The organism is Bradyrhizobium sp. 137, from assembly GCF_023074095.1.
GTDB lineage: Bacteria > Pseudomonadota > Alphaproteobacteria > Rhizobiales > Xanthobacteraceae > Bradyrhizobium.
This window is the reverse complement of record NZ_JADPKU010000042.1, coordinates 126327-144405: the sequence shown is the minus strand read 5'-3', so window position 1 is coordinate 144405 and position 18079 is coordinate 126327. Positions and strand designations below refer to the sequence as shown.

Below are 18079 nucleotides of genomic sequence, written 5' to 3'. Positions count from 1 at the left end.
TCCGTCGTGCGGTGCGGCGCCTTGATTTTGAACAAAGCCGCCCTTGCCCGAAGGGGCGGCCCCAGTCGGTTGCGAGCTTGCCAAAATCAAATTGAGGGTGCAACGCCGGATAAGGCCGAAACAGCCGATCTCGGCAGGTATTTAGGCCAGGCCCTGAGCGTCTGGCGCCGGCTTGGAGCGATTCCTAGAAATGGCTGTACGAAAGGCGCTTCAAAGTCAATTCCTGCCCCTGCCCATCAAGGAAGCGCGGCGGCTCTTGGCCCGCAACAATCGTGCCGATCGCCGTGACGGCAAGGCCAGCCGCCCGCCCCGAGGCGATCAGCGCATCGCTTTGCGCCGGCGGCGCGGTGCACAGCACCTCGTAATCGTCGCCACCGGCCAGTAGCGTCTGGATGCCAACGGCCATCCGCGCGACCAGGCCAGCTGCCGCAGCCGATAGCGGTACGTTCGCCACGTCGACGGTGGCCGAGACACCGGACGCTGCGCAAAGTTTGGCGAGATCGCCCGCAAGCCCGTCGGAGACATCCATCGCGGCGGTTGCGTGATCGCGCACGGCCTGCGCCAGCGCGTTGCGCGGCCGCGGCACGCGATAGCGCGAGACCAGAAAATCCCGTGCGGCGGGATCGGATGTCAGCGCGCCGGCCGCAGCGCCGCCGGTGAGCACGTCGAGGCCGAGCGCGGCATCGCCGATCGTTCCCGTCACCAGAATGCGCTCGCCCGGCCGCGCGCCGATGCGACCGACCATTCGTCCTTGCGGGACGCGGCCGAAGGCGGTGATCGAGATCATCTGCGGCCCCGGCGTCGACACCGTGTCGCCGCCGAGCAGCGGGCACGCGAAGCTCTTGGCGTCCTCGCCGAGCGCATCCGCAAACGGCCGCAGCCAGGCATCCTCCCTGTTGCGCAATGCCAGCGTCAGCACGAATCCGGCTGGGACCGCGCCCTTGGCCGCGAGATCGGACAGGTTCACCCGCAGCGCCTTGCGCGCGATGGTGTCAGGGGGATCAATGGCAAGATAATGCACGCCCTCCACCACCGCGTCGGTGGTGACGACGATGTCCTCGCCAGCCGATCTCAGGATCGCGGCATCGTCGACCAGTCCGAACGCGCCGGGATCGATCGCCAGCGGCTTGAAATAACGCGCGATAAGGGAGTCTTCGCCAGAGAGATTTTGCGTGTCTGCCATCGGCGCCAGCCTCACCCCTCTCTGTCATCGCCCGGGAAAAGCGCGAAGCGCGTCATCAAAAAAGCGACCGGGCGATCCGGTATTCCAGAGACGGTCGGGCGACATCGATAGGCCGCGGCGTACTGGATTCGCCGGTGATGACGCCGGTATATGGGGCAATCATATCGCATCACTTCACCACCCCAGGGTATCGCTACCCACGCCCGAACTCGTCACCGCGAAACTGGCGGCCGATCTGGTCGAGGACTGCGTTGACCATGCCGGTCTCCTCGCGGTCGACGAAAGCGTTGGCGACGTCGACATATTCGGAGACCACGACGCGGCCCGGGACGTCCTTGCGGTGCTGGAGCTCATAGGCCCCGGCCCGCAGCACTGCACGCAGGATCGCCTCGATCCGCTTCAGGGGCCAGCCCTTCGACAGCGCCTCGTCGATCAGCGGATCGAGCTTCTTCTGGTCGCGCACGACGCCGGAGACGACGTCGCGGAAGAAGGCGGCCTCCGCCGGAAGGTACGTATCGCCCTCGACCTCGTTGCCGAGCCAGTGGCTCTCGAACTCCGCAAAAATGTCGTTGATGCCCGCACCGGCGATGTCCATCTGGTAGAGCGCCTGGACGGCGGCGAGCCGCGCCGCGCCGCGGCGGTTCGCCTTCTTCTCCGGAGCACCCGCCGGCTTTTTGTTGTTGTCGGCCATGGCTCAGGCCTGCGCCAGACGGCGTTTGATGCGCAGCATCGCAAGCGCGGCACGTGCGGCATCGCCGCCTTTGTTGAGCTCGCTGGCGCGTGCCCGCGCCCAGGCCTGCGCTTCGGTGTTGACGGTGAGAATGCCGTTGCCGAGCGGCAGCTTTCGCGCCACGGCAAGATCCATCAGCGCGCGCGAGGATTCCTGCGAGACGATCTCGAAATGAATGGTGTCGCCGCGGATGACGCAGCCGAGCGCGATCACTGCGTCATAGGGCTTGCCGTTCGCCGCAGCCGCGTCGACCGCGATGGCGACCGCCGCCGGAATTTCCAGCGCGCCGGGAACCGTGATGACGTCATGCGTCAGGCCGGCCGCCTTCAGCTCGGCGATTGCGCCGTCGAGAAGCGCGTCCTGGAGATCGTCATAGAACCGCGCTTCGACAATCAGCGCGCGGGCGCCGGAAATGTCGGTCTGGTCTTTCAGGGGTGCGCGCCGCGCGTCTGCCATCGTTCAATCCGTTTCGAAAGGGTCGGCGCTATGTAGTCGCCGGAAGCAGGTAAGCCAAGTTCTAAAGACATGGTCATTCCGGGGCGGCTCGAAGAGCCGAACCCGGAATCTCGAGATTCCGGGTTCGATGCTAACGCATCGCCCCGGAATGACGGCTACGCCGTCATTTCCGTCAGCCGCGCCGCGTAGCGAGCCATCAGATCGACCTCGATATTGACCTCGTCCCCCGCTTTCCAGCCGCCGATCGTCGTCACCGTCAGCGTGTGCGGGATGATAAGCACCGAAAAGGTCACGTCCTTCACTGTATTGACGGTCAGCGAGACTCCGTCGAGCGTGATCGAGCCCTTGGTGGCGATGAAGCGCGCCAGCTCGCGCGTCGTCGAGAGCTCGAACCTCGCCATCTCGGGCAGGTCCTCGCGGCTGAGCAGCGTCGCGACACCGTCGGCATGGCCGGCGACGATATGACCGCCGAGCTCGTCGCCGATCTTCAGCGCCCGCTCGAGGTTCAGCCGTGTGCCGACCTTCCAGTGTTTTGCGGTCGTCAGCGCCAGCGTCTCGGCGGCGGCATCGACGTCGAACCACGTCTTGCCCGCCTGAACGCCGGAGGCGACCACGGTGAGGCAGACGCCGTTGCAGGCGATCGAGGCGCCATCGGCGATGGTGGCGCGATCATAATTGCAGGCGATGCGCAGACGGTGCAGCTGCCCCTGCGCCGTCGGCGTGAAACTGACGATCTCGCCGATATCGGTGACAATGCCAGTGAACATTACGAGCGCTCGTAAACGGTGAGAGTATCCTTGTCGAATGTCTCGCTAGCATGAACCTTGTAGGCCCGCGACTGCGTGATTTTCGACAGGGGCAATGCATCGAGCGCATCGACGCCGCCAGAGCCCACCTCTTCCGTGCCGCGGAACAGCCAGATTTCGTCGGCGAGGTCGGCCGCGACGAAGGACGCGGCGACACGGCTGCCGCCTTCGACCATCAGCCGCGTGATGCCTTTCTCAGCCAGCGCATGCAGCACGGCCGTGAGATCGAGTCCTGATGCACCGACCGACGGCACACGCAACATTTGCGCACCGGCCGCGCCAAGCCGTGTGGCGGCTGCGGCTTCGGCGAGTTCAGAACTCACCACCCAGAGCGGTGTTTCTCGCGCAGTGCGGACAAGCTTGCTCGCGCCGGGAATGCGCAGGCTCTGATCGAGCACGACCCGCACCGGCGAGCGCGCCCCCATGCCCGGCAGGCGGCAGGTGAGCATCGGATCGTCCGCCAGCACCGTGCCGATGCCGACCAGGATGGCATCGCTCTGAGCGCGCAAGAGGTGCACGCGATTGCGCACCGCCTCGCCGGTGATCGCGACCGGCTTGCCGCCGGCCGCACCGATCTTGTCGTCAGGCGAGACCGCAAGCTTCAGGATCACGTGCGGACGCTTGTCCCGGATGCGACGGAAATGCCCGGCGTGATCGAACGCAGCCTCTGCCGCGCAGAGACCGACGTCCACCGTTATGCCGGCTGCCCGCAAGCGCGCATGACCCTGGCCGCCGACTTCAGGATTGGGATCCTCGATCGCCGCCACGACCCGCGCGATCCCGGCGGCGATCACCGCATCGGCGCAAGGCGGCGACTTGCCGAAATGCGAGCACGGCTCCAGTGTGACGTAAAGCGTGGCGCCGAGCGCCGCTTCGCCTGCCCGCCGCAAGGCTTCGGGCTCGCCATGCGGCCGCCCGCCAGGCTGTGTCCAGCCGCGACCGACGATCACGCCGTCCTTGACGATGACCGCGCCCACGGCCGGATTAGGCCAGGTGCGGCCCTGCCCGCGGCGCCCAAGCGCCAGCGCAAGCTGCATGAAGCGGAGATCCGCATCCTTGGCCTCACGGGCCTTCTGCGCGAACTGATCTTCCAGGATGCGGAAGATCATTTGCGGATCGCGGCGAGCCGCGCTTCCTCCTCACCGGAGAGCTCGCCGAGCACGTCGGCGAAATCCTTGGCCTCGCGGAAATTGCGGTAGACGGAAGCAAAGCGCACATAGGCGACGTCGTCGAGCGTGCGCAGATGCTCCATCACGGTCTCGCCGATCACCTCGGAGGAGATCTCCGCCTCGCCGCCGGTCTCGAGCTCGCGCACGATGGTGGAGACCATCTTCTCCACCCGTTCCGGCTCGACCTGCCGCTTGCGCAGTGAGATCTGCACCGAGCGCATCAGCTTGTCGCGGTCGAACGGCACGCGGCGGCCGTTGCGCTTGATCACTGTGAGCTCGCGCAGCTGCACGCGCTCGAAGGTGGTGAAGCGGAAATTGCAGGCGACGCACACGCGCCGCCTGCGGATGACGGACGAATCCTCGGTCGGACGCGAGTCCTTTACCTGCGTATCGAGACTGTTGCAGTTCGGGCAGCGCATCCGTGTACCTTGACCTTACTGGTAGATCGGGAACCGGTCGGTGAGCGCCTTGACCCGTTCCTTGATCGCCGCTTCCACGAGCGGCGCCTTGCCGTCGTCGGATTGTGCGATCGCGTTGAGCACTTCGGCGATCATGCCGCCGACCTGCTGGAATTCGGCGACACCGAAACCGCGGGTGGTCGCGGCCGGAGTGCCGAGGCGGAGGCCGGAGGTGACGAACGGCTTTTCGGGATCGAACGGAATGCCGTTCTTGTTGCAGGTGATGGCGGCGCGGACCAGCGCCTTCTCCGAGACGTTGCCCTTCAGGCCCTTCGGCCTGAGGTCAACGAGCATCAGATGGTTGTCGGTGCCGCCCGAGACAATATCGAACCCATGGCTCTTCATCGCCTCGGCCAGCGCCTTGGCATTCTCGACGACGTTCTTGGCGTAGACCTTGAAGTCCGGACGCAGCGCTTCGCCGAAGGCGACCGCCTTCGCCGCGATCACATGCATCAGGGGACCTCCCTGCAGGCCCGGGAAAATCGCCCCGTTTAGCTTCTTGGTCAGCGTCTCGTCGTTCCAGAGCATCAGGCCGCCACGCGGACCGCGCAGCGATTTGTGCGTCGTGGTGGTGGTGACGTGGGCATAGGGCACCGGCGAGGCGTGCACGCCGCCGGCGACGAGGCCGGCGAAGTGAGCCATGTCGACCAGCAGATACGCGCCGACACTATCGGCGATCTCGCGGAAACGCTTGAAGTCCCAGGCGCGAGAATAGGCCGAGCCGCCCGCGACGATCAGCTTCGGCTTGACCTCTTCGGCCTGCTTGGCGACCGCGTCCATGTCGATGATCTGGTCCTCGCGGCGCACGGTGTAGTGCGCGGCCTTGAACCACTTGCCGCTCATGTTGACGGGCGAGCCGTGGGTGAGATGGCCGCCGGCCGCAAGATCAAGTCCCATGAAGGTGTCGCCCGGCTGGAGCAGCGCCAGGAACACCGCCTGATTCATCTGGCTGCCAGAGTTCGGTTGCACGTTGGCAAAGTTGGCGCCGAACAGCTTCTTGGCGCGATCGATCGCAAGGTTTTCGGCGACGTCGACCCACTCACAACCGCCGTAGTAGCGCGCGCCCGGATAGCCTTCCGCATATTTGTTGGTCATCACCGAACCCTGCGCTTCCAGCACGGCCCGGCTGACGATGTTCTCGGAGGCGATCAGCTCGACCTCATGGCGCTGCCGGCCCAGCTCGCCCTTGATGGCGGCGGCGATGTCCGGGTCGGCCTGCTCGAGCGAGGCGGTGAAAAACGAATCGGGCGCGGAAGCGGTTTTGGCTGAGGTCATCTTGCGAATATCTCCACCGCCGCAGCCTGTTGGCGGGCTACGGGCGGGTCTGGTGTGGCGGTCGGAAGCAATGCGCGATCTACCACATTGCCCGCTCCCGGCCAAGCATTTGCGGGTCGGGCCTGAGATTTGTGCAAGATATGGTGGGGATTGGAGGTTTTCGGCATTGGAGCGGTTTCATAGAACCGCTCCTCCGCGAATGTCCGGACAGGACCACTTTGGACCGCACGTCGCGCCAACGGCCGGCGGCCGCAGCCGGCGTCGTTTTAGAGCCCGGTATACCCCGCTTTCACGGGGTCCACGCTGCCGTCGAGCTGCCGCAGATAAGTCAGGCCGCAGACCGTCAAGCGGTGCGGGTCCTTCTCGCCGGCCTCCATCAAAGTATTGAGATAGTTCGTGACCTTGGCCCGTGCCTCCTCGCTTGCCGCCGCGGTGCGGTTGGCGAGCAGGTCATAGGTCTGCATGATGCGGTCGATGGCGGCTTCCATGGCACCCTCTGGTTCTCTCGAATTTTGGGAGTTTTGATCAGGCAACCGCTCGAGCCTCGGACTGCATCTCAAACCTGGTGATCGCCTTGTTGGCGAGCCTGATCTTGTTGAATTCGCCCTGCTGGAGCAGCTTGACGATGATCCCGAGCAGGCGCTCGTCGGTGACGAGGGAATCTGGGATCGCGCCGGAGCGGCGAAGGTAGTTGGCGGCAATGGCGTAGGCTTCGCTCACAAGTTCCACGTTCAGCGCCTGAAGCCCACGCTCGACCAGCATCGACGTTTCTCCGATCCGAAGGAGATAAGCGCCGAGCCCGGAACTGGTTCCTCACGGCGAGACATTTTCTTCGCAGCGCAAAAAGTAAAGCGCACCGGTCCGGACGAATCCGGGCCGGCGCTCTGGGGAAGTTGAGGCACGTTCGGGCGGTTTGCCGGTCTTGTTTGGGGCCGGCTTGGCCTTAATCCCTTGGAACTCAGAGCCGATACAGGATCTGGTCGGTCCAGAACCGCTCGAGGCGGTGCAGCGACTTGTTGAGGGTCGAGAACTCCTCGCCCGAGATGCCGCCGACCTGCTCCACCGTCTTGACGTGCTTCTGGTAGAGCGCATCGACTATGCGGCGGACTTCCTGGCCCTGCGGGGTCAGGCGGATGCGCACCGAGCGGCGATCAACGCGCGACCGCTGATGATCGAGGAAACCGAGCTCGACGAGCTTCTTCAGATTGTAGGAGACGTTGGAGCCGAGATAGTAACCGCGCGTGCGCAGCTCGCCCGCGGTCAGCTCCTTGTCACCGATGTTGTAGAGCAAGAGCGCCTGGACCGAGTTGATGTCCGCACGGCCGCGGCGATCGAACTCGTCCTTGATCACGTCGAGGAGCCGGCGATGCAGCCGCTCCACCAGAGTCAAAGCTTCCAGATAGAGCGACTGCACCGAACCCTGCTGGCCGGAGACGCGCTCTGCGGTATCTGCCGCAGTTGCGACGGCTTTCATCATGACACTTCCCCTGTTGTCGTTTTTATCGACACTTATTCGACGAAACTTGTGTCCCGCCTGATAGGTGCAACTTAAGGGGCTCGTTTGAAGAACGGCTTAAATAAGAGAATAAAGAGATCATGAATTTAAGACAGTGAATTGCGGATTAAGCCTGTACTACAAGCACTTTTTCGCAACACTCTGTTGACCCTCGCAAGGTCCTGTTCACCCTCCGTCCGCCCCCTTGTCGCATTCCAGCACAGCGGCGCCCCGTTTCGAAACGCGGGCGTAACAGCTGTGGCGGAACAATGCTGGTCAACGAAAACTTACCGCAAATTTTAGGCAACCAACGGTCAACCAAGTGCAACATCTCTTGTCCCGACAAGCGCCGCGAAGCAGGGCGCAGAGCCGGGACTCAGATGCCATAATCGGGACCGTAAAAAGATGCGGCGCGGCTCTACAAGCATTACGCCGCAAATGCAGCGCGCTGCATTGCGCCCGGGCACGAGAGCATTTCCGCGAAACGCGCTACGGCGGTCGTTCCCGCGCAGCCATCCAGGCGAGCGCGAGATAGGCGGCGAGCATGAACGCTTCGACACCGACCACGACCAGGCTGCCGCCGTAGATGCCGGGAAACATCAGCTCGATCACCGCCATCGACACCACGGTCGTCAGCCACACCACAGCGCCCCAGGGCGTCGCCAGCCAGAGACCAACTGCTGCGACGAGCTCGATCACGGCGAAGTAGACGGTTGCGGCCTGCCAGGCCATCGCCTGGTTCTCGAAGGCCTCGTCGTCGCCGCCGACGAAACCCGTCACTTGCGCCCAGTGATAGAGACCCTTCAGGATCGAGAGCAGCGCCATCACACGCAGGAACAGCACGAGCCGGCGCGTCCAGACATTGTCATCGGACGCAGAGCGCTCCGACGAGATCGCCGCCACCGACATCGCGCTATCCCTGGCGCTGTCTCTGGCATTGTCCCGGGCGCTGTCGCGGGCCGCATCGCGTGTGGAAATCTCGGACATGGCCCCCTTCTGGCTGCTTCGCCTCGCAAAATCAATCGGCTGCCATCCCTTGCGGCAGGTCAAGCCGCGGTGACGGGAACCATGCGAGCTGGTATAAGAATAATTCCAGCCGGAGGAAGAGTGATGGCGATCAAATACGGACGTCCGATCGAACTGCGCGAGGTTTCGCGCCGGGATGGCGCTAGCGCCTCCCCTGCCCTCGATCTGACCGTCCGCCCGCGCCGCAACCGCAAGGCCGAGTGGGCCCGGCGCATGGTGCGCGAGAATGCCATCACCACGGATGATCTGATCTGGCCGCTGTTCCTGATCGACGGCAGCGACAAGCGCGAGCCCGTCGCCTCCATGCCCGGCGTCGACCGCCTCAGCGTCGACCAGGCGGTGCGCGAGGCCGAGCGCGCCATGAAGCTCACCATCCCCTGTATCGCGCTGTTTCCCTATACCGACCCGTCCTTACGCGACGAGGAAGGATCGGAAGCGACCAACCCGAACAATCTGGTCTGCCAAACTGTGCGCGCGATCAAGAAGGAGTTTCCGGAGATCGGCATTCTCTGCGACGTCGCGCTCGATCCCTTCACCAGTCACGGTCATGACGGCCTGATCTCCGACGGCAAGATCTTGAACGACGAGACGGTCGCGGTGCTGGTGCGCCAGGCCCTGGTGCAGGCCGAAGCCGGCTGCGACATCATCGCGCCGTCGGACATGATGGACGGCCGCGTCGCCGCGATCCGCGAGGGGCTCGACTGCTCAGGCCTGCTCGACGTGCAGATCATGGCCTATGCGGCCAAATACGCTTCCGCCTTCTATGGCCCGTTCCGCGACGCCATCGGCTCGGCCAAGACACTCACCGGCGACAAGCGCACCTACCAGATGGACAGCGCCAATAGCGACGAAGCACTGCGCGAGGTCGAGCTCGACATCGCCGAGGGCGCCGACATGGTGATGGTGAAGCCCGGCATGCCTTATCTGGACGTGGTCCGCCGTGTGAAGGATACTTTTGCGATGCCGACCTTCGCCTACCAGGTCTCCGGCGAATACGCGATGATCGCGGCCGCGGCCAATAACGGCTGGCTCGACGGCGAGCGCGCGATGATGGAAAGCCTGCTCGCCTTCAAGCGCGCCGGCGCCGACGGTGTGCTGAGCTACTTTGCGCCGAAGGTCGCGGAGAAGCTGCGGGCGCAGGGGTCATAAACGCCCACCGCCTCTTTGATGTCGTCCCGGCGAAGGCCGGCCACCTGTCCTGGTCTTGGCCAGGACGACGGAAGCGTCGCGCCAGCGCGGCCTCCGCGCCGCTCCGCCGCCGAATTGCCGGAATATTTTCGCTTGTTGATCCCAGCGCGCCCTTGGCATGCGAACGGCCTGTTCCCATGTCCTGCCACGGGGGTTCGCTGGGAGAACGGACATGTCGGACTCGGGCAATTCAGGCGCCTGGCGCAACGACAGCGGCGTGCAGCCGCACGCCTACGATCCCTATCTGCATCCGGAGCTGTTCCGCGGTGTTGCGACGCGGCGGGTGTTCGCCTTCCTGGTCGACATGGTCGTGATCTCGGTGCCGGTGATCCTCGGCTATATCTTCATCGCCTTGTTCGGTGTGGTCACGCTCGGCATCGGCTGGGCGCTGTTCTGGATCGCCTGGCCGGCCTCGGTGGTCTGGGCCATCGTCTATTACGGCGCCAGCATCGGCGGCCCTTCCTCCGCGACAGTGGGCATGCGCCTGATGGATCTGGAACTGCGCACCTGGTACGGCGCGCCCGGCTACTTCGTGCTCGGCGCCACCCATGCGGTGCTGTTCTGGGTGACCGTCTCGTTCCTGTCGCCCTTCGTGGTGCTGGTCGGCCTGTTCAACGGCCGCCGTCGCCTGCTGCATGATTTCGTCTTGGGAACGGTCGTGATCAACAATTCGGTCCGCGTACCCGCGCCCCAGGCCGCAAGGACGTCCTGATCAAGGACCTATCAACCCGGATCTTCTAAGCTGACTGATCTGATCTGCCGAGCAGGCCAATTGACCCGGAGCTTCCGTAGCGCGATGCTGACACACAGTTCGGAGGCCCACGACGTCCCTTGACCCAGCACTCGCGCGATACCCCGCAATTTTACCTCACGGCGCCCTCCCCGTGCCCCTATCTGCCGGGCCGGCATGAGCGCAAGGTGTTTACGCACCTCGTGGGTGAGCGCGCCGGTGACCTCAACGATCTCCTGACCCATGGCGGGTTCCGCCGCAGCCAGTCGATTGCGTACCGTCCCGCCTGCGACCAGTGCCGCGCCTGCGTCTCGGTGCGGGTCGTCGCCAACGAGTTCCGGCCGTCCCGCAACTTCAGGAAAGTGCTGGCGCGCAACGCCGACATCATCGGCGAGCAGCGCAGCGCCGTTCCCACCTCCGAGCAATATTCGATATTCCGCGCCTATCTCGATGCCCGCCATCGCCATGGCGGCATGGCCGACATGACCGTGCTCGACTACGCCATGATGGTCGAGGACAGCCATGTCGAGACCCGCATCATCGAGTACCGCAAGCGCGGCCCCGACAGCGGCCTCACCGGCCGCGGCGAGGAACTGATCGCGGTGGCGCTGACCGACGTGCTCAGCGACGGGCTGTCGATGGTCTATTCGTTCTTCGAGCCGAGCCAGGTCAGCCGCTCGATGGGCACCTTCATGATCCTCGACCACATCGCCCGCGCGCGCCGGCAAGGGCTGCCCTACGTCTATCTCGGCTACTGGATCGAGGGCTCGAAGAAGATGGACTACAAGGCCCGCTTCCTGCCGCAGCAGCGCCTCGCGCCCTCAGGCTGGCTACGCGTCGACGCGCAGGGGGATGTGGCATCCGAGCCGCAGGATTAATTTAGCCGACGCGCACTGGTGTCATGCCCGCGAATGCGAGGCATCCAGTGCGCCGCGGCTTCTCCGTTCGATCGCAGGCTTCACCGAGTACGGGTCGCGCGGTCAAGCCAGGCGACGACAGCTGTGCATTCGGCGGACACTCACCCGAACAGCGTATCCGCCAGCAGCTTCACGTTCAAAACAACGATTACGCCTGCGACGATCCACGCGATCGCGGCGACTGACATCGGAATCGCGAACTTCCCCATCTTGCGGCGGTCGGAGACGAAGCGAACCAGCGGGATGACGGCGAATGGCAGTTGCATCGACAGCACGACCTGGCTGAACACCAGCAAATCGGCCGTGCCGCGCTCGCCATAGATCGCGGTGACGACGATCACGGGAATGATGGCAATGCCGCGCGTGAGCAGGCGGCGCGCCCAGCTCGGCAGACGCAGATCGAGAAAGCCTTCCATCACGATCTGGCCGGCGAGCGTCGCCGTAACCGTTGAATTGAGGCCGGAGGCGAGCAGCGCCACCGCGAACAGCGTCGAGGCGATGCCGAGACCGAGCAGCGGCGATAGCAGTTCAAAAGCCTGGCCGATCTCGGCGACGTCGGAATGGCCGCTTCTGTGGAAGGTCGCAGCAGCGACGATAAGGATGGCGGCATTGATGAACAGCGCCAGCATCAGGGCGATGGTCGAGTCCGTCGTCGCCCATTTGATCGCCTCGCGCCGGCCAGCGTCATTGCGCTCATAGGCGCGCGTCTGCACGATCGAGGAGTGCAGGTAGAGATTATGCGGCATCACGGTTGCGCCGATGATGCCGATCGCGATGTAGAGCATCTCGGAATTGGTGAAGATCTCGGTCTTCGGCACAAAGCCACGCAGCACCTCCGCGACCGGCGGCGCCGCAGCCACGATCTGGACCGCGAAGCAGACCGCGATGACGCCAAGCAGCGCGATCACGAACGCTTCGAGGAAACGGAAGCCGCGATTCATCAGGAGCAGCAGCAGGAAAGCGTCGAGCGCGGCGAGCAGCGCGCCGCCGATCAGGGGAATGCCGAACAGCAGCTTCAGCGCGATCGCGGTGCCGATGACTTCGGCGAGGTCGCACGCGATGATCGCCGCCTCGCAGGCAAGCCAGAGCAGGAAGTTCACCACGGGCGAATAGGTCGCGCGGCAGGCCTGCGCGAGGTCGCGGTCGGTGACGATGCCGAGCCGCGCTGCCAGCGACTGCAGCAGGATCGCCATCAAATTCGAGAGCAGGATGACCGAGAGCAGCGTGTAGCCGAACTTCGATCCGCCGGCGAGGTCGGTCGCCCAGTTGCCGGGATCCATGTAGCCGACCGAGACGAGATAGCCCGGACCGACGAACGCCAGCAGCCGCCGCCACCAGCGGCCGGCGGCCGGAATGGCAATTGTGGAATTGACCTCGGCGAGGCTCTTGGTGGTGGGCGCATCGGTGCGCCAGCCGGCGGCGTCTTGGCTCAAGTCTCGGGTCAGATGGGGTGATTGGGCATCCATGCCGGCAGAATACCCAACTTGCTTCTTATTGCAACTCATTTGCAACTGCATCTAGCCGCACCGGTTCTCAGCACAGACCCGTGGCCCTTGTCGGGAAGCGGGTGGGTTCGGCGGTTCTCGCGGGCGAACATGGGCGCAAATTCGCCTTTTGCAGGATATGAGCCATGTCAACGCCCCCGCGCCTCCCTGACACCTTCAACCGCCTCGCCTGGTCGAACCTCGCGGCGCAATCGGCCGAGCAGATCGCACTGGCCGCAGCGCCCATCGTCGCGGTGCTGACGCTGGGTGTCGCCGAAGGCCAGACCGGCCTGCTGCAGACCGCCCTCACCCTGCCCTTCGTCCTGTTCGCCATTCCTGCCGGCGTGCTCGCCGACCGCATCTCCCGCCGTTGGCTAATGGCGGGAGCCGAGGCGGTGCGGGCCGCCGCACTCGCGGCCATCGTCCTCCTGCTGGCGCTGGGGACGCTCGATTTGCCGCTGCTGGCGCTGCTCGGTTTTGCCGCGGTGTGCGGCACCGTCGTCTATAGTGTGGCGGCACCGGCGCTGGTGCCCTCGCTAGTGAGTTCGGACCTGCTGCCGGCGGCGAATGCGCGGATCGAGCTCGCGCGCACCATCGCGTTTGCGAGCGGACCTGCGCTCGGCGGCGTGCTCGTGGGCTGGTGGGGCGCAAGCCCGGCCTTCGGCTTTGCGGCTGCGCTGTCGGCTATCGCCGTGGTGCTGCTTGCCGGCATCTACGAGCCCGCGCGGGCAGCATCTCCGCGGCGCCATCCGTTCCAGGATATCCGCGAAGGCGCGGCCTTCGTGTTTCACCATCCGCTGCTGCGGCCGGTGTTCATCACCCAATTCATCTTCAACACCGGATGGTTCTTGCAGATCGCGGTGTTCGTGCCATACGCGGTGCGCCATCTCGGCCTGACCGCCGCCGGCGTCGGCACCGTGCTGACGATGTACGGCGTCGGCATGGTAATCGGCGCGCTGGTCGCCACCCGCGTGATGCAGCGCGTCGCGTTCGGCACCGTCGTCGGCCTCGGCCCCGTCACGGGCTTCGTCGCAGCATTGGTGATGGCGCTGACGGTGCTGGTCCCCTCGCCCTGGCTTGCGGCCTTGAGCTTCTTCCTGCTCGGCGTCGGACCGATCCTGTGGGTGATCTCGACCACGACGCTGCGCCAATCGGTGACGCCGCCGCGCCTTCTGGGGCGCGTCTCCGCCATCAACATCATGAGCTACGGCGCCCGCCCGCTCGGCTCGGCGCTGGGCGCAATCGTCGGCGGGTTCTGGAGCGCGGAGGCCTGCCTCTATCTCGCAGCGGCAGTGTTCGGCGTACAGGCCCTGGTGATCCTGCTGTCACCGGCGGTGGCGCTCGACCGGCAGCCGGACATGGTGAGGGACGAAGTGGTGGCGGGGTGCTGAAGTCCGGTCATTCCGGGGCGATGCGAGCATCGAGCCCGGAATGACTGGTGAAATCACCTAGCCCGCCAGATACCGCTCGTAGCTCCCCGTCACCGGCTCGCTGACATCGACGTCGGGATCGAGCGTGTAGAGATCCTGCGCGCGGCCGATGCCGCGCAGCGCGTAACGGCCGGTGGAGACGAGATAGCGGCGGCCGGCGGTGTCGAGGCCCTTGTAAAATTCCGAGGACGCCAGCAGTTCGCGATCGACCGAGCGGCTCATCGAGGCGATGCGACTGACTTCGTTGACGGTCGGTCCGACCACCGTGAAGTCGAGCCGGTCCTCGCTCCCGATATTGCCGTAGAAGACCTCCCCGACATGCAGACCGATATAGGCCGACGTGGTGGGACGACCGTCGGCCGCGCGGCGTGCGTTCAGCGCCGCGACGTTCTTGCGAAACAGATGCTCCGCCCGTAGCGCGGCGCGGCGCGCCGCCGCCATGTCCTCGCCGGTGAACATTGCAAGCACGCCGTCGCCGATCAGCTTCAGCACGTCGCCGCCCGCATCGTGGATCGGGTCGATCACGGCTTGCGCATAGTCGTTGAGGAACGGAATGATCTCGTCGGGACCGATGCTCTCGCTGATCCCGGTCGAGCCACGCAAGTCCGAATACCAGAGCACGGCGTTGATGCGCTCGGTGACGCCGCGCGAGATACGTCCACGCAGCACCTGCTCGGAGGCGTCCCGGCCGAGATAGACGCGGCCGAGCGTGCGGGCGATGTCGACCTGCTGTGCCGATTTGATCGCGAGCCCCAGCACCGGCACCAGATCGCGCAGGGCTTCGAGCTCGGGTTCGGAGAACCCGCTGTCACGACGCGTGGTCCAGCAGGAATAGAGGCAATCCATCAGGCCGAGCGCGCCGTTCTCGCCGAAGCGATGCACGAAGGCGAGATAGTGCTTGTGCCCCTTCTCGGCGAGCTCGCCGATCTGCGAGAAATCCAGCGACGGCGCGTCGGCGAGATCGATCACCATCTCGTCGTGGCCGTGCTCGAGCATGTGGAAGAAGACCGAGCGGCGCCAGCTCTTGGCTGCATCGCCTTCGGCAGTCGAGCCGTATTCGAACGCATCGCTCTCGTTGCTCGGCCGGTCGCTCCAGCGAAAGCCGCGCCCTTCATAAATCGGATGCAGCGTGTCGATGACGACGAGCCCGCGCGATAGTTCCAGCCCCTCGGCGCGGCAGCGCTCGCAGAAGCCACGCAGCAGTTCCGGTTCGGGCAGGCTGGTAAGGCCCTGGCCGGCGATCCAGTTCATCAATTCGAGGCGCGAGGTCAATTGCATGCGCCATTATGGCGTGCATTCGTGACGAGCGAAAGGCGCGAGCCACGCGCGGGCCGTGCGCAAGGCTCCCATCCCTTGCAGATCGAATATGTCGCAGGGGCGGTTGACGTGTTCGCCGCGCGCGCGGCAGATGCCCACAATGACGAGCTTGTCGGCAAGAATCGGAGCCACGCGCAGATGAGCCGGCGCCAGCTTCCGATCATCCTGGCGCTCGGCGCCACGCAGACCCTGGCCTGGGCTTCCAGCTATTATCTGCCGGCGCTGCTCGCCGATCCCATGGCGCACGACCTCGGCATTTCCTCCAACTGGATTTTTGCCGCGTTCTCGGCTTCGCTCGTGATCGCGGCGCTGCTCGGCCCGCGCATCGGGCGGCAGATCGATCTCGTCGGCGGACGGCAGGTGCTTTCGGCCTCGAACCTGACCATCGCCGCCGGCCTCGTCCTCCTCGGCCTCTCGCACTCGGTGGCGGTGATGGCGATCGCCTGGCTCGTGCTCGGCGTCGGCATGGCGATGGGCCTCTATGACGCCGCCTTCGCCGCTCTGGGGCGCATCTACGGCACCGAGGCGCGCAGGCCCATCACCGGCATCACGCTGATGGCGGGCTTCGCCTCCACGGTCGGCTGGCCGCTCACCGCCTGGGGTCTGTCCCATATCGGCTGGCGCGAGACCTGCTTTGCCTGGGCGGCTGCCAATATCCTGATCGGCCTGCCCCTCAACTTCTTCATGCTGCCGGTGATCAGGGGTGCGAGGCAGACGGCGGCGACCGCCGAGAAGCCGCATTTGCCGCTCGACCGCACCATGATCCTGCTGGCCTTCATCTTCGCCGCGGTCTGGACCGTCACCGGCGCGATGGCCGCGCATTTCCCCCGCATCCTGGAGACGACGGGCGCAACACCCGTCGAAGCCATCGCGGCCGGCGCGCTGATCGGCCCGGCCCAGGTCGGCGCGCGCATGCTCGAGGCGGGCTTCCTCAGCCGTTTCCATCCGCTGTGGTCGACGCGGCTCGCCTGCCTCACCCATCCGATCGGCGCGGTGGTCGTCGCGATCTTCGGCGGCGCTGCGGCGAGCGCGTTTGCGCTGTTCCACGGCTCCGGCAACGGTATCCTGACGATCGCGCGCGGCACGCTGCCGCTCGCGATTTTCGGACCAAAGGACTTTGGTTACCGTCTCGGCATCATCGGCGCACCGGCGCGGATGGCCCAGGCGGTGGCGCCGCTCGCCTTCGGTCTGCTGATCGACATCATGGGGGCCAAGGTGCTGATCGTCTCCTCCGCGCTCAGCCTGTCGGCGTTGGCGGCGTTGTTCCTGATCCGTGCCGGGCCGCGCCCGGATTGACCGCCCGGCCCCTTTCGCGCACAAGCGGGCCATGAGCGAAGACCCCGGCCCGCCACGCACGTTCAAAGGCCTCCTGCGCTGGGCGACCACGGCGCCCCAGGCCTGGGGCGTCTATCTCCTCGCCGTCCTGCTGGTCTGGCTGCTCTCGTTCTATGCCGGCACGCTGAAGCCGAAGAAGACGCCGGAAGCGAGTCCGCCCACGGTGACCGTCCCGCGGAGCTAGGCGGGCTTCGTCTCGCTGGTCGCGATCCAGATCCCGGCGAACACCGCAACCAATCCGACAAGCAGATGAGCCGTAATCGGCTCGCCGATGAGGAGCGCAGCAAGCAGAGCGGCGGCGATCGGATTGATCGTCATCGTGTTGGCGACGCGAGTCGGCGTTGCCCGCTCCAGCGCCATGACCCAGAGGATGAAGGCGAGTGCGCCGCCGCCAATGCCGAGATAGATGCCGGCAATCCACTGCGCCGTGGTGAAGTGCTCGAGCGCCGCAAAGCTGCCTCTCACCAGACCCGCCAGTACCAGCACGACGGCACCCGCACCCATGCCCACGGTGAGAAAGCCGAGCGCGCTCGAGCGCTGCATCAACGGACGCGACAATACGTTGTAGAACGCCATGCAGAACACGGCTGCAGTCATGATCAATTCGCCGCGCCAGGCCCCTGGCGGACTGTGCGCCAGGCCGGTAGCCAGCGCTGCCGCCACGCCGAGCACGGCGATGCCGACACCGATGATCTTCCGCACCGTCAGCCGCTCGACGCCAAGGAGCGCCCCCACCACCATCGTGTGAAGCGGCAGCGTCGCGAGCGCAAGACTGGCGCGGGCAGCGGTCGTGTAGGACACCGCGATGTTGTAGAGGATGAAGAACAGACCGAAGAAGCAGATGCCGAGCAGCGCCACGGTCGGCCAATCGGACCGCTGCGGCCAACGCACGCCAAGCAGCAGCGCGCATGGCACGAGGCAGAGAAAGCCGATCCCCCAGCGCAGGATCGCGAGCATGATCGGATCGGCGCCGCCCACGAGATAGCGGGTAATAGCCGCCGCCGTGCCACCGAGGCTGCTCGACGCCAGCGCGATCGCAACCCCGGCCCATTCGCCCACCGCTGTCTCCTGTCGCGGAGC

At 65.5% G+C, this 18079-nt stretch carries 20 protein-coding genes; 6 read left to right on the top strand and 14 right to left on the bottom strand.

Translation table 11 applies throughout. From position 1 onward, the window contains the following. Positions 1 to 184: 184 nt before the first annotated feature. The 11 genes from thiL to IVA78_RS08445 form a co-directional block, all read right to left on the bottom strand. On the bottom strand, positions 185 to 1183 hold the full coding sequence (gene thiL / locus IVA78_RS08495) for a thiamine-phosphate kinase (RefSeq protein ID WP_247277070.1): 999 nt from the start codon (positions 1181 to 1183) through the stop codon (positions 185 to 187). A gap of 193 nt (positions 1184 to 1376) precedes the next feature. Continuing rightward, a complete protein-coding gene (gene nusB, locus IVA78_RS08490) occupies positions 1377 to 1874 on the bottom strand; it encodes a transcription antitermination factor NusB (RefSeq protein WP_027548253.1) in 498 nt (165 codons plus the stop codon). A 3-nt stretch (positions 1875 to 1877) separates the two neighbouring features. Next, positions 1878 to 2369: a 6,7-dimethyl-8-ribityllumazine synthase gene (gene ribH, locus IVA78_RS08485; protein ID WP_247277069.1), complete on the bottom strand. Its 492-nt coding sequence runs from the start codon at positions 2367 to 2369 to the stop codon at positions 1878 to 1880. Between the two features lie 155 nt (positions 2370 to 2524). Beyond that, positions 2525 to 3136 carry a riboflavin synthase gene (locus tag IVA78_RS08480; RefSeq protein ID WP_247277068.1) on the bottom strand — a complete coding sequence of 204 codons (612 nt, stop codon included), beginning with the start codon at positions 3134 to 3136 and terminating at the stop codon, positions 2525 to 2527. After that, positions 3136 to 4284 carry a bifunctional diaminohydroxyphosphoribosylaminopyrimidine deaminase/5-amino-6-(5-phosphoribosylamino)uracil reductase RibD gene (gene ribD / locus IVA78_RS08475; RefSeq protein ID WP_247277067.1) on the bottom strand — a complete coding sequence of 383 codons (1149 nt, stop codon included), beginning with the start codon at positions 4282 to 4284 and terminating at the stop codon, positions 3136 to 3138. Before ribD ends, IVA78_RS08480 begins: the two co-directional genes overlap by 1 nt. Continuing rightward, positions 4281 to 4763, bottom strand: a complete 483-nt coding sequence (nrdR, locus tag IVA78_RS08470; RefSeq protein WP_011087793.1) for a transcriptional regulator NrdR — start codon at positions 4761 to 4763, stop codon at positions 4281 to 4283. The genes ribD and nrdR overlap by 4 nt, the downstream gene beginning before the upstream one ends. Positions 4764 to 4778: 15 nt before the next feature. Further along, positions 4779 to 6077 carry a serine hydroxymethyltransferase gene (gene glyA, locus IVA78_RS08465; RefSeq protein ID WP_247277066.1) on the bottom strand — a complete coding sequence of 433 codons (1299 nt, stop codon included), beginning with the start codon at positions 6075 to 6077 and terminating at the stop codon, positions 4779 to 4781. Between the two features lie 266 nt (positions 6078 to 6343). Then, positions 6344 to 6565, bottom strand: coding sequence for a hypothetical protein (locus tag IVA78_RS08460; protein ID WP_014494771.1), 222 nt, complete (start codon positions 6563 to 6565; stop codon positions 6344 to 6346). Positions 6566 to 6602: 37 nt separating this feature from the next. Next, positions 6603 to 6839 (bottom strand): hypothetical protein, encoded by a 237-nt coding sequence (locus tag IVA78_RS08455; protein WP_247277065.1) that lies wholly within the window; start codon positions 6837 to 6839, stop codon positions 6603 to 6605. Positions 6840 to 7035: 196 nt separating this feature from the next. Beyond that, positions 7036 to 7554, bottom strand: a complete 519-nt coding sequence (locus IVA78_RS08450; protein ID WP_018320040.1) for a MarR family winged helix-turn-helix transcriptional regulator — start codon at positions 7552 to 7554, stop codon at positions 7036 to 7038. A gap of 507 nt (positions 7555 to 8061) precedes the next feature. Then, the gene (locus tag IVA78_RS08445; protein WP_247277064.1) at positions 8062 to 8559 is read right to left on the bottom strand and encodes a DUF6163 family protein; all 498 of its coding nucleotides are present in this window, start codon (positions 8557 to 8559) and stop codon (positions 8062 to 8064) included. 123 nt (positions 8560 to 8682) lie between these two features. Between IVA78_RS08445 and hemB the strand changes: the two genes are divergently transcribed. From hemB to IVA78_RS08430, 3 genes are all read left to right on the top strand, one after another. Further along, positions 8683 to 9747, top strand: coding sequence for a porphobilinogen synthase (hemB, locus tag IVA78_RS08440; protein ID WP_247277063.1), 1065 nt, complete (start codon positions 8683 to 8685; stop codon positions 9745 to 9747). A 211-nt stretch (positions 9748 to 9958) separates the two neighbouring features. Beyond that, positions 9959 to 10498, top strand: a complete 540-nt coding sequence (locus IVA78_RS08435) for an RDD family protein (RefSeq protein ID WP_247277062.1) — start codon at positions 9959 to 9961, stop codon at positions 10496 to 10498. A 119-nt stretch (positions 10499 to 10617) separates the two neighbouring features. After that, positions 10618 to 11394, top strand: coding sequence for an arginyltransferase (locus tag IVA78_RS08430; RefSeq protein ID WP_247277061.1), 777 nt, complete (start codon positions 10618 to 10620; stop codon positions 11392 to 11394). A gap of 140 nt (positions 11395 to 11534) precedes the next feature. On the opposite strand, the gene IVA78_RS08425 is transcribed toward IVA78_RS08430, so the two are convergent. Next, positions 11535 to 12899, bottom strand: coding sequence for an Nramp family divalent metal transporter (locus IVA78_RS08425; protein WP_247277060.1), 1365 nt, complete (start codon positions 12897 to 12899; stop codon positions 11535 to 11537). Between the two features lie 164 nt (positions 12900 to 13063). Here IVA78_RS08425 and IVA78_RS08420 point away from each other — a divergent pair, with 164 nt between their 5' ends. Next, entirely contained in the window at positions 13064 to 14308 is a 1245-nt protein-coding gene (locus tag IVA78_RS08420; RefSeq protein ID WP_247277059.1) for an MFS transporter, read from the top strand. Between the two features lie 57 nt (positions 14309 to 14365). Here the strand turns inward: IVA78_RS08420 and IVA78_RS08415 are convergent, their stop codons facing one another. Next, entirely contained in the window at positions 14366 to 15625 is a 1260-nt protein-coding gene (locus IVA78_RS08415; RefSeq protein ID WP_247277058.1) for an adenylate/guanylate cyclase domain-containing protein, read from the bottom strand. Positions 15626 to 15802: 177 nt separating this feature from the next. Here IVA78_RS08415 and IVA78_RS08410 point away from each other — a divergent pair, with 177 nt between their 5' ends. Together IVA78_RS08410 and IVA78_RS08405 are read left to right on the top strand one after the other, a co-directional pair. Beyond that, positions 15803 to 16960 (top strand): MFS transporter, encoded by a 1158-nt coding sequence (locus tag IVA78_RS08410; RefSeq protein WP_247277186.1) that lies wholly within the window; start codon positions 15803 to 15805, stop codon positions 16958 to 16960. Positions 16961 to 16991: 31 nt separating this feature from the next. After that, on the top strand, positions 16992 to 17183 hold the full coding sequence (locus tag IVA78_RS08405; protein ID WP_247277057.1) for a hypothetical protein: 192 nt from the start codon (positions 16992 to 16994) through the stop codon (positions 17181 to 17183). On the opposite strand, the gene IVA78_RS08400 is transcribed toward IVA78_RS08405, so the two are convergent. Next, positions 17180 to 18058, bottom strand: coding sequence for a DMT family transporter (locus tag IVA78_RS08400; protein ID WP_247277056.1), 879 nt, complete (start codon positions 18056 to 18058; stop codon positions 17180 to 17182). The genes IVA78_RS08405 and IVA78_RS08400 overlap by 4 nt on opposite strands. Positions 18059 to 18079 lie beyond the last annotated feature (21 nt).